At 37.4% G+C, this 11,995-nt stretch carries 10 protein-coding genes; all 10 read left to right on the top strand.

Going from position 1 to position 11,995, the window contains the following annotated elements; all coding sequences use genetic code 11:
* Positions 1–23: 23 nt before the first annotated feature.
* The 10 genes from CRN91_RS06985 to CRN91_RS06940 all read left to right on the top strand — a co-directional run bounded on the left by CRN91_RS06985 (position 24) and on the right by CRN91_RS06940 (position 11,992).
* Positions 24–1,028, top strand: coding sequence for an ABC transporter substrate-binding protein (locus tag CRN91_RS06985; RefSeq protein WP_114115715.1), 1,005 nt, complete (start codon positions 24–26; stop codon positions 1,026–1,028).
* A gap of 31 nt (positions 1,029–1,059) precedes the next feature.
* Positions 1,060–2,499, top strand: coding sequence for a dihydropyrimidinase (hydA, locus tag CRN91_RS06980; protein WP_114115714.1), 1,440 nt, complete (start codon positions 1,060–1,062; stop codon positions 2,497–2,499).
* A 78-nt stretch (positions 2,500–2,577) separates the two neighbouring features.
* A complete protein-coding gene (locus CRN91_RS06975; protein ID WP_114115713.1) occupies positions 2,578–3,945 on the top strand; it encodes an NAD(P)-dependent oxidoreductase in 1,368 nt (455 codons plus the stop codon).
* A gap of 1 nt (position 3,946) precedes the next feature.
* Positions 3,947–5,248, top strand: a complete 1,302-nt coding sequence (preA, locus tag CRN91_RS06970) for an NAD-dependent dihydropyrimidine dehydrogenase subunit PreA (RefSeq protein WP_114115712.1) — start codon at positions 3,947–3,949, stop codon at positions 5,246–5,248.
* A gap of 19 nt (positions 5,249–5,267) precedes the next feature.
* Complete coding sequence (locus CRN91_RS06965; RefSeq protein ID WP_114115711.1) at positions 5,268–5,927, top strand: TetR/AcrR family transcriptional regulator; 660 nt, start codon at positions 5,268–5,270, stop codon at positions 5,925–5,927.
* 39 nt (positions 5,928–5,966) lie between these two features.
* A complete protein-coding gene (gene prpB, locus CRN91_RS06960; protein WP_114115710.1) occupies positions 5,967–6,845 on the top strand; it encodes a methylisocitrate lyase in 879 nt (292 codons plus the stop codon).
* On the top strand, positions 6,845–7,972 hold the full coding sequence (prpC, locus tag CRN91_RS06955; RefSeq protein WP_114115709.1) for a bifunctional 2-methylcitrate synthase/citrate synthase: 1,128 nt from the start codon (positions 6,845–6,847) through the stop codon (positions 7,970–7,972). Before prpB ends, prpC begins: the two co-directional genes overlap by 1 nt.
* A gap of 19 nt (positions 7,973–7,991) precedes the next feature.
* Positions 7,992–9,416: a bifunctional 2-methylcitrate dehydratase/aconitate hydratase gene (locus tag CRN91_RS06950; RefSeq protein ID WP_114116084.1), complete on the top strand. Its 1,425-nt coding sequence runs from the start codon at positions 7,992–7,994 to the stop codon at positions 9,414–9,416.
* A gap of 79 nt (positions 9,417–9,495) precedes the next feature.
* Complete coding sequence (locus CRN91_RS06945) at positions 9,496–10,650, top strand: saccharopine dehydrogenase C-terminal domain-containing protein (protein WP_114115708.1); 1,155 nt, start codon at positions 9,496–9,498, stop codon at positions 10,648–10,650.
* Between the two features lie 28 nt (positions 10,651–10,678).
* A complete protein-coding gene (locus CRN91_RS06940) occupies positions 10,679–11,992 on the top strand; it encodes an NAD(P)/FAD-dependent oxidoreductase (protein ID WP_114115707.1) in 1,314 nt (437 codons plus the stop codon).
* Positions 11,993–11,995 lie beyond the last annotated feature (3 nt).

Here is an 11,995-nt window from a genome sequence, read left to right as displayed (position 1 = left end):
TTTTTAAAATAAAGGGAGAAATGATGAAAATATATAAAAGTAAAACGATATTAGCTGCAATTTGCTCTACTATGCTTATAGCTTTGAGTTTTAATACTCAAGCAGGTGATAAATTTACCCTACAGACAAAGTGGGTAACCCAGGCTCAATTTGCAGGCTATTATGTTGCATTAGAAAATGGTTACTATGATGATGAGGGTTTAGACGTAACTATTAAGTCAGGTGGTCCAGATATTGCACCTCCTCAAGTTATGGCAGGTGGTGGTGCCGATATTCTAATTGAGTGGATGCCAGCAGCATTAGCATCTAGAGAAAAAGGGCTTAACCTTGTAAATATTGCACAGCCATTTAAAAGCTCTGGAATGATGCTTACATGCCGTAAAGATTCAGGCATAAGTTCGCCTTCTGACTTCGCAGACAAGACTCTAGGAGTTTGGTTCTACGGTAACGAGTATCCATTCTTGAGTTGGATGAGTAAGCTAAATATGGCAACTGATGGAAGTGCTGGTGGAGTGACAGTATTGAAGCAAGGCTGGGGGATAGAACCTATTCTTCAAAAGCAAGCAGATTGCGTTTCAACAATGACTTACAATGAATACTGGCAAGTTATTGATGGGGGACTTTCAGCTGATGAGCTAGTGGTTTTTCCATATGATGAGCAAGGTGTTTCAACACTTGAAGATGGATTGTATGTCTTGGAAGAAAACCTAAGTGATCCTGCTTTTGTTGATAAAGCTGCGCGTTTCCTTCGTGCTAGCATGAAAGGTTGGGAGTGGGCTTCAAATAATTCCGATGCTGCTGCCGATATCGTGCTTGAAAATGACATGAGTGGTGCTCAAACTGAAAAGCATCAGCGTCGTATGATGGGCGAAGTTAATAAACTTACTGCAAATGGTGGTAAATTAAATGTTAACGATTACCAGCGTACTGTTGATACTTTACTTGGTAGTGATTCTGATCCAGTAATTAATGGCGAACCAGTCGGTGCTTGGACTCATAAGGTCTGGGATGCTGCATTTGGATCATAATATAAAATCTAATTTCTTGTAGGAGAATACTATGTCTGTACTAATTAAAAATGGAACAATTGTTAATGCTGATCAATCTTTCAAAGCCGATGTGCTATGTGCAGATGGCAAAATACAGGAAATTGGCAGTAATATCTCAGCGCCGAGTGGCGCTGAGGTAATAGATGCTGCCGGGCAGTTTGTTATGCCCGGTGGTATCGACCCCCATACCCATATGCAATTACCGTTTATGGGAACTGTTGCTAGTGAAGATTTCTATACTGGGACAGCTGCTGGACTTGCTGGTGGAACAACAATGATTATTGATTTTGTTATTCCTTCCCCTCAAACGAGTATTCTTGAGGCTTATCATCAATGGCGAAAGTGGGCGGAGAAATCAGTAGCTGACTATAGCTTTCATGTTGCCATTACTTGGTGGGATGAAACTGTCCATGCTGATATGAAAACACTAGTTGAAAAACATGGTGTTAACAGCTTTAAGCACTTTATGGCTTATAAGGGCGCAATAATGGCCACTGATGAAATACTTGTCAATAGTTTCAACAGGTCATTAGAATTAGGTGCAATGCCAACAGTTCATGCTGAAAATGGTGAAATGGTTGCACAATTACAAAGCAAGATTTTTGATATGGGTATAACTGGACCAGAGGGTCACCCATTATCTCGCCCACCAGAGGTTGAGGGTGAGGCCGCTAGTCGAGCTATTAGTATCGCTAATGTATATGGAGTTCCTCTATATATCGTTCATGTTTCTACTAAGCAGTCTTTAGAGGCAATTACTAGAGCACGAAATGCTGGTCAAAAAGTATTTGGTGAAGTTTTAGCTGGACATTTGCTTGTAGATGAGTCAGTTTACTTAAATAAAGATTTTGAGACTGCTGCTGCTCATGTGATGAGTCCTCCTTTTAGAGCAAAAGAACATCAGGATGCATTATGGAAAGGAGTTATATCTGGTAATTTGCAAACTACCGCTACCGATCACTGTTGTTTTTGTGCTGATCAAAAAGCAGCTGGTAAGGATGATTTTCGTATAACACCAAATGGAACTGCAGGCGTGGAAAATAGAATGGAGGTGTTATGGCATCATGGAGTTAATACCGGACTTTTTAATATGAATGAGTTTGTTAAATTAACTTCTACTAATGCTGCACAAATATTTAATATTTATCCTCGTAAAGGGAGTATCTCAGTTGGCGCAGATGCAGATATTGTTGTCTGGGATCCAGAAGCAACTAAGACAATTTCTGCTAAAACACACCACCAAAATATTGATTTCAATATCTTTGAGGGTATGAAAGTCAAAGGATGTGCTTCGCATACTATAAGCGCTGCAAAAGTAGTCTATGCAAATGGTGAGTTAAAAGTTGAAAGGGGTGCTGGAAGATATATTGACCGTCCTGCATACTCTTCATTCTATCAAGGGCTGGATGTCCAAGCTGAGAAAAAGATACCAAAAGCTGTAAAACGTTAAAAAGGAAATTTATTTTGAATTGAGGTTCTGTTAATATAACCTGACCAAATGGTCAAATATTTTTTTTCGGAGGAAAATATGAGTGACAATAACTTAACAAATAAGGCAATGAACATTAAATCACATCGCCTTAGTAAAAAAGAGATTGATGATAATTTTTCAGATCTCCATGCTCCATTGTCTGCAATAGAGGCTTTAATTGAGGCTGATCGTTGTTATTTTTGTTATGACGCTCCTTGCACAAAGGCCTGTCCATCAGATATTGATGTCCCGGGCTTTATTCAAAGCATTAGGAGTGATAATTTAACTGGTGCTGCAGAGAAAATTTTAAGTGAAAATATTTTTGGAGGTATGTGTGCCCGTGACTGCCCAACTGAGGAGTTGTGCCAACAGGCATGTGTGAGGAATGATCATGAAGAAAAACCTGTCGAAATTGGATCACTACAACGTTATGCAACTGACTCAGTTTTAAATAATGGGGTGCAACTATTTTCTAGACAAGAGAATACAGGAAAGTCTATTGCAGTTGTTGGTGCTGGACCAGCTGGAATATCATGTGCTCATCGCTTAGCAGTTCTGGGTCATAAAATCACAGTTTATGACGCTAAAGATAAGTTAGGAGGTTTAAATGAGTATGGAATTGCAGCATATAAAACTCCTAATGATTTTGCACAACAAGAGCTTGATTATATTCTTGATATTGGAGGCATTAATATCAAAACTGGAATGCAGCTCGGTAAACAAATTAATCTTGAAGGTCTTCAAGAGAAATATGACGCAGTATTTTTAGGGTGTGGTCTTGGTACAGTAAATAAATTGAATCTTGATAATGAAGATATTTCAGGCGTTGTTGATGCAGTTGAATATATTGCAAATTTAAGACAAACCAGTAATAAAGATGAGCTAATGGTTGGAAAAAATATTGTAGTGATTGGTGGTGGTATGACAGCAATAGATATTGCTGTTCAGAGTAAATTATTAGGAGCTGAGCAAGTCACTATAGCTTATAGACGAAGTAAAAATATAATGGCTGCTAGTGAATATGAGCAGGCCCTGGCAAAAAAGCATGACGTGCAAATTCAGTACAACATGTCACCAAAACTTCTGATAAGTGATGATAGTCATGTCACTGCAATAGAGTTTGATGTTATGAAGTCACAAAACGATGGAAGTCTTAAGGCAAGTGGGGAAAATATTACATTAAAAGCTGATGTTGTTTTTAAAGCTATTGGGCAAAAATTAGTGACTGAAGGCTTAACAGAAAATAACAGTTTGGAAATAGAAAAAGGCAGGATTGTTGTAGATGAACATCGTAAAACTTCACTTACTAAAGTATGGGCAGGAGGAGACTGTGTTCTTGATGGTGACAATTTAACAGTGTCAGCAGTTCAAGATGGCAAACTTGCTGCAATTTCAATAAATGAAACACTAACACAAGGAGCATAATATGGCAGATTTAACTAGTAATTTTTTAGGAATTAAGTCACCAAATCCTTTTTGGTTGGCATCAGCACCACCTACTGATAAGGCATATAATGTAAATCGTGCCTTTGAAGCTGGTTGGGGTGGGGTTTCATGGAAAACTTTGGGTGAGGATCCTCATATTGTGAATGTTAATGGTCCAAGGTACACGACAATGATGAGTAATGATCGACGTGTTATTGGTTTCAATAATATCGAATTAATTACTGATCGTCCATTTCAAGTCAATCTTAAGGAAATGCGACAAGTAAAGAGGGACTGGCCTGATAGAGCTTTGATTGCATCCGTAATGTTTCCAATGGATGAGGCATCTTGGGCAAAGCATATTCCTATTATTGAAGATACTGGTATAGATGGTTTTGAGCTAAACTTTGGATGTCCACATGGCATGTCTGAGCGTGGTATGGGTGCTGCAGTTGGGCAAGTTCCAGAGTATATAAAACAGGCAACCGAGTGGTGTAAAAAATATGCAACAGTTCCTGTTATTGTTAAGCTTACACCAAATATAACTGATGTAATTTATCCTGCTGAAGCAGTCCTTGAGGGTGGTGGGGATGCAGTATCATTAATTAATACCATAAACTCAATTATGAGAGTTGACTATGATAGTTTAACAATGTTTCCTACAACAGGAGGAATGGGAACTCATGGTGGGTATTGTGGTGAGGCAGTTAAACCAATTGCATTGAATATGGTGGCAGAGATTGCTCGCAATGAAAAAACTAGAAACTTACCAATTTCAGGCATTGGGGGAGTCTCAACTTGGAAAGATGCAGTAGACTTTATTGCATTAGGTGCCAGTAATGTTCAGGTTTGTACAGCGGCAATGGTCTATGGTTTTAAAATTGTTGAAGATATGAAGACTGGGTTGAGTAACTTTTTAGACGAAAAAGGTATGAAGTCAGTAGATGAGCTTATTGGTAAAGCAGTTCCATCAGTAACTGATTGGAAATTTTTGAATCTAAATCATGTTGACAAAGCAGTTATTGATCAAGATAAATGTATAAAGTGTGGGCGTTGTCATATTGTCTGTGAAGATACTTCTCATCAAGCAATTGATTATTCAAATGATGGTGGAGATAGAGTCTTTACAGTTAATGATGATGAATGCGTTGGATGTAATCTTTGTGTAAGTGTTTGTCCTATTGTAGATTGTATTTCAATGGTTGCTATGACAAGTGGTATAGACCCAAGAACAGGAAAAGAGATTTCATCAGAGGAAGCTAATTGGACAACCCATGAAAATAACCCTTTGAAAGTCTCATGAGTAAGTGATGGAGCATTGAATGGGTAATGCAGATGTTGCAGTAAAATTCAAACGTAACCCTCGGAGTAAAGAGAGTATTCGTGAAGAGAATGAGCTTATAATTTTAACTGCAGCAGAAAAAGTATTTGCAAAGCATGGTCTCAAGGGTTCAACTACCAAACAAATTGCAGATATGGCAAAACTCCCAAAATCAAATATTCATTATTATTTTCATACTAAATTAAATCTTTATCGATGTGTTTTGGAAAGTATATTAGTTGATTGGATGAAGGCTGCTGATACATTTAATACATTTGATGAACCTAGGGAAGCAATTAGGTATTATGTAGGCGCTAAAATGGATTTGTCAAGGACAAGACCATTTGGATCAAAAGTATGGGCGAACGAGATTATTAGTGGGGCTCCTGAAATGGAAGAAATCTTATCATCAAGATTAAAAAAATGGGTTGATTCTTGTGTGAGTTCAATAAATACATGGGTTAAGCTAAAAAAAATTATTAATGTAGGTGATGCTCATACATTGCTTTATATGATTTGGGCTACCACTCAACATTACGCTGATTTTGACTATCAAGTAATGATCTTAAATAATGGTAAAAAACTAACAGATAGTGAGTTTGAAGAAAAAAAACAACAAGTCATAGATCTAGTTTTACGAAGTGTTGGTTTAAATCCTTAGTTAAGTAGTAAGTTTTTAAAAGGTTTGGGAGTATGAAAGATGGAAAGTAGTGGAGAGAAATTCAGAAAGTTAGTTAATGAAAACAAGCCACTTCAAATTGTAGGTACTGTTAATGCCTATAGTGCAATAATGGCTGAGAAAGTTGGACATCAATCAATTTACTTATCAGGTGGTGGTGTTGCAGCATCCTCTCTTGGAGTTCCAGACCTTGGTATAACCTCTCTTGCAGATGTACTTGAAGATGCTAAAAGAATTACCCAAGTTACCTCATTACCATTATTAGTAGATGTAGATACCGGCTGGGGAGGTGCGTTTAATATTGCTCGTTGTGTTCGAGAAATGATAAATAGTGGTGTTGCCGCAATTCATATTGAAGATCAAGTTTCTCAAAAGCGCTGTGGACATCGACCAAATAAGGCAATTGTTAGTACAAACGAAATGATTGACCGTATAAAATCTGCTGTTGATGCTAAAACAGATTCCAACTTTGTAATTATGGCAAGAACAGATGCACTTGCTATCGAAGGCATGCAATCTGCTATCGATAAAGCGAAAGCATTTGTTGAGGCTGGTGCGGATATGATATTTCCTGAGGCGCTTAATACTATTGAACAATATCGAGAGTTTTCTGATTCCCTTAGCGTCCCAATTCTAGCAAATATAACTGAATTTGGTCAAACACCATTGTTTGATAAGGTACAGCTTTCTGAAGCTGGTGTAGATATGATTCTTTATCCACTTAGTGCTTTTCGAGCTATGAGTAATGCTGCTCTTAATGTCTATGAGCATATTTTAAAAGATGGTCATCAGAATAATGTTTTAGAAAGCATGCAAACTAGGGAGGAGTTGTATGATTTTCTAAACTATCATCAATATGAGATTAAATTAGATGAGTTAATGAATAAGGAGAATAAATAGTGAGTGGAAAAAAAATAGGTGGAGCTGGTCTTAGAGGGCAGAGTGCTGGTGAGACTTCAATATGTACAGTCGGAGTAAGTGGTTCTGGTCTTACTTACCGAGGCTATGATATAGTAGATTTGGCTGAAAATACTTCATTCGAAGAGGTTGCCTATCTTCTGTTGCACGACAAACTACCTAACTCTCAAGAATTAAAAGATTACATAGAAAAACTTAAATCGTTAAGAGGTTTACAACCTGAACTAAGAAGCACCTTAGAGGGTATCCCTAAAACTGCTCATCCTATGGACGTTTTAAGGACAGGTTGTTCAGTTCTTGGTAATTTAGAACAAGAGGAGGGTTTCTTAAACCAAAGTGACCATGCTGATCGAATGCTGAGTGTATTTCCATCGATACTTAGTTATTGGTATCAGTTTTCTCACAATGGAAAAAGAATTGATACGGAGACAAATGATGATACTATCGGTGGTCATTTTTTACATCTCTTGCATGGTAAAAAACCTAGCCAACTGCATGATCAAGTAATGAGTATCTCTTTGATTTTGTATGCCGAACATGAATTTAATGCCTCAACTTTTGCTGCTAGAGTTTGTGCCTCAACGCTTTCAGATATTCACTCCGCAGTTACAAGTGCTATTGGGACATTACGGGGTCCATTACATGGAGGTGCTAATGAAGCAGCAAGCGCCATGTTGTCGCAATGGAATGACCCAGATATTGCAGAGACTGAATTACTTAATATGCTTGCACAAAAGCAACTTGTGATGGGTTTTGGACATGCAGTCTATACAGAGTCTGACCCGCGTAATGAGGTTATTAGACAATGGTCAAAAAAATTATCCATTGAGGTTAACGATAAGCATCTATATGATGTCTCAGAAAGAGTTGAGATGGTTATGAGAAGAGAGAAAAACCTATTCGCAAATGCTGATTTTTATCATGCATCTACCTATGAATTTATGGGAATACCAACTAAACTATTTACTCCAATATTTGTTCTTTCTAGAGTAACTGGATGGTGTGCTCATATTTTTGAACAAAGACAAAATAATCGAATAATTAGACCTAATGCAGATTATATTGGTCCAGGCCCACAAAAAGTTAGTTCTATAGAGACAAGGAGTTAGTTAAGTGAAAGCAGATAGAATGTCAGCAGATCAAGCTCTGCAAGATATCGCTGATTATGTGATTGGTTTTAAAGTAGAGTCTGAGGAAGCCTTAAATACTGCTAGAAATTGTTTAATAGATACTATCGGCTGTGGTCTTTTAGCTTTGAAATATCCAAATTGTACAAGACATTTAGGTCCATTAGTGCCTGGGACCACAGTAGAAAATGGTGCTAGAGTTTTTGGAAAGTCATTTGAGCTAGACCCAGTAAAAGCAGCTTGGGATATCGGCGCTCTAGTTCGATGGTTAGATTTTAACGATACTTGGTTAGCTGAAGAGTGGGGCCATCCTTCAGATAATTTAGGTGCAATTATGGCTCTTGGTGATTATATTTCAAGAGTAAATATTGCTAATCATAAATCACCATTAAGTATAAGAGATGTGCTCGAGTACATGATAAAAGCTCATGAAATTCAAGGTATTCTTGCGCTTGAAAATAGTTTTAATAAAGTAGGTCTAGACCATGTTCTGCTCGTGAGAGTTGCAAGTACAGCTGTTGCCACGCATATGCTAGGAGGCACTAGAGACCAAATTATTGATGCTTTATCACAAGCTTGGGCTGATGGTTCTTCTCTTCGAGCCTATAGGCACGCACCTAATGCTGGTTCAAGAAAATCATGGGCTGCTGGTGATGCAACATCTCGCGCAGTTCGCCTGGCAATGATGACGATGGCTGGTGAGATGGGAATGCCTTCCGTTTTGAGTACACCAGAGTGGGGCTTTTATGATGTAAGTTTTAAGGGTAGAGAGTTTAGCTTCTCTAAAAGCTATGGATCTTATGTAATGGAGAATATTCTTTTTAAGATATCTTTCCCAGCCGAATTTCATGCCCAAACTGCGGTTGAGTGTGCAGTATTGCTTTATCCAGAGATTAAAGAAAAGTTAAATGAAATTGAAAGAATTGAAGTTACAACTCATGAGTCAGCACTTAGGATTATTGATAAAACAGGTGCCCTAGATAATCCAGCTGATAGAGATCATTGTATGCAATATATGCTTGCAGTCGCAATGATTAAAGGTGATCTGGTGGCCGAGTTTTATGAAGATGCTTTTCATCAACAAAATCCACTGATTGATGAGCTTCGAAATAAGATGGTATTGAGTGAGGATAAAAGATATTCAAAAGACTACCTTGCAGATGATAAGAGATCAATTGCTAATGCATTGCAGATTTTCTTTAAGGATGGAAGTCACACGGAAAAAGTTGAAGTAGAGTATCCAATTGGACATCGTCATCGTCGGAAAGAAGGTATCCCATTATTAGAGAGAAAATTTTTTAATAGCCTAAAAAGTACATATTCTAAAGAGCAAAGTAATAAGATTTATTCATTATGTCTTGATAAAGATAAAATTAATAAAATACCTGTTAATGAGTTTATGGATATGTTTTTCCTTAAGGATTAAGGAGTAGCTATTTTTTTTAAGTTTTCATCTATAACCATAGAAAATTTTGCTTAAAATTACAAATAAAGAAGGAGTTATAATGTCAAAAATTCATTGGTTAGGAACGGGTCTTTCAGCAATACCAGGCCTTAAAATGCTCATTGAGAATGGCCATTCAGTTATTGTTTATAATCGCACAGTAGAAAAAGCTAGAGAAGCCTTAATTGGAATTGAGGGTGATTATAGAATTGTAGAGTTTTCTCTTGAAGCTTTAGAGCAAAATGCCATAGCTGAAGATGTAGTTGTTTCAATGCTTCCAGGTAATTTTCATGTACCTGTTGCAGAGCTTAGTTTGTCAATTGGCGCTCATTTTGTTTCAAGCTCTTATATTTCAGATGAGATGAAGGCTCTTCATGAAAGGTCACTCAAAGAGAATTTATGCCTTGTTAATGAAGTGGGGCTTGATCCAGGAATAGATCACAGTATGTCTCATGCTTTAGTTGAAGACTATAAAAAATCAAATGTTTTCTCAACTGAAAATAAGCATTCTTTCTTGAGCTATTGTGGCGGCTTAAGTGATGTTCCTAATGACTTTTGTTATAAATTTAGCTGGTCTCCATTAGGAGTTTTAAAGGCCCTAATGTCAACTTCAGTTAGTATTCGTGATAGTCAAATCTATACTGTTCATAAGCCATGGGAGGCTGTTGAGTTGTATCCTCTTCCGATGCCTTGGGGTGAGGATGAATTTGAAGTTTATCCTAACCGTGATTCCATTCCATTTATAGAGCAATATCAGATGGACAATGGACTAAAGATTGATCAATTTGTTAGGGGTACCTTGAGATATAAGGGTTGGAAAGATGCCTGGTCTGATATTTTTTCTGAGGTAGATACACTTGACCCTGAAATTGCAGAGGATCGCTTAAAGGCGATTAGTGAAGATCTATGGAATAAGTACTCTTATAGAGATGCAGAGGTGGATCGCGTTATTCTAACGGTTGAATTAAAAGTAAAAAATGGTTCTAAGGTTATTTGGCATAAGCAATTCTTGCTTGATACACTTGGAAATACTAGAGGAAGTGCAATGGCCCAATTAGTCTCATGCTCTGTTGCCTTAGCAGTGGAAGCTGTTTTAAATAAAGAAATACCTAAGGGTGTAACTGCTGCTCCTCATCAAAGTAAATTGGTAAAGAGGTGGCTTAATCAAGCTGATGAGATAAGTGACCATTTTGTATTAATTGATCATTTAAGCTAGTATCCGAACGTAATTTAATATAATCTTTATGGGCCAAGCAAATCCTATTTTTGATAATGAAACACTGGGCTGGGTTGATTTAATTCCTCCTAGACAGTCTCAGCCAAAAATATCTTCTGATCTTGAAGCTAAATGGCTAGTAATAGGTGCTGGCTTTACGGGCCTTTCATGTGCAAGAAGATTGGCAGAAATTAATCCTAAAGATAAGATTATTTTGCTTGATGCAAGAGAGTTGGGGCAGAATGCTTCTGGAAGAAATTCAGGATATGCTGTTGCCCATAGCCACTTTTCAGGTGCCTATAAAGAGTCAGATCTTGAAAAGTATCAAAGAGTAGATCGAATTAATCAAGTAGGCCTTAATTCTCTTCGAACTTTAGTAAAAGATAACACTATCAATTGTGACTGGATAGACTCAGGCATCTATCATACTGCAGCAGATAGCAGCTCTGAAATTGAGTGTGATCATTTTATTAACTATCTTAAAAAACGTGAAATTAAACATACGCCACTATCTAACGAAGAGGTCTATGACCATCTAGGTACGAGTTGGTATAAGAAGGGCGTTAAAGTAGATAATGGTGCCTTAATGCAACCTGCTAAATTAGTTTTTGGATTGGCTGAAAATCTTCCAGGTAATGTTGAGCTTTATGAAAATACTCCAGTATTAAATCTGATATTGGATAAGACTAATAAGGTAATAGTTCCAGATGCAACAATTACTGCTGATAAAGTTATTATGGCTTGTAATTATGAAAAATTTGAAGGTGCAAAGCCTAAGCAAAGATTAGTTGGAGTAACGCTTTCTGGAAGCATTACTCGTGTCTTAACTAATGAAGAGTTTGCTACACTTGGAAGTCAGTCATCATGGGGAGTATTGTCACTTCATAGTGGTGGAGCTACAATTAGACTGACCGATGATAGGCGAATTGCTATACGCAATACAGCAGAATATAACAATCATCGCTTATTGACTAAAAAACAATTAATCAAAAGACAGCAGATTCATCGACAAGCTTTTGATAATAGGTTTCCCCAGTTAAGTCATGTTCCCTTTGAGCACTTGTATTCAGGTGTTGAGGGTGTGAGTGCGAATAAAACTAATATCTTTGAAAAGTTTTCAGATAATCTCTATTATGCAGGCTGTTTTAATGGTTCAGGTATTACGAAAGGGACTGCATTTGGTATTGGAATAGCTGAGTATGCTTGTGGAAAAAATTCCTCGATTGTTAAAGATTGCCTTGCTCTTGAAAAAGCTAAATGGCTCCCACCAAAACCTTTACTTGATCTTGGTGCATGGTTTACAACTAAGCAGCGCTTTAAAGGCGTCGGGAGAGATAGGTAGAAG

Origin of the sequence: Candidatus Thioglobus sp. NP1, from assembly GCF_003326015.1 — a bacterium.
Classification (GTDB): domain Bacteria; phylum Pseudomonadota; class Gammaproteobacteria; order PS1; family Pseudothioglobaceae; genus Pseudothioglobus; species Pseudothioglobus singularis_A.
Note: the sequence above shows the minus strand (reverse complement) of the source record. Positions and strands in the feature narration are given on the sequence as shown.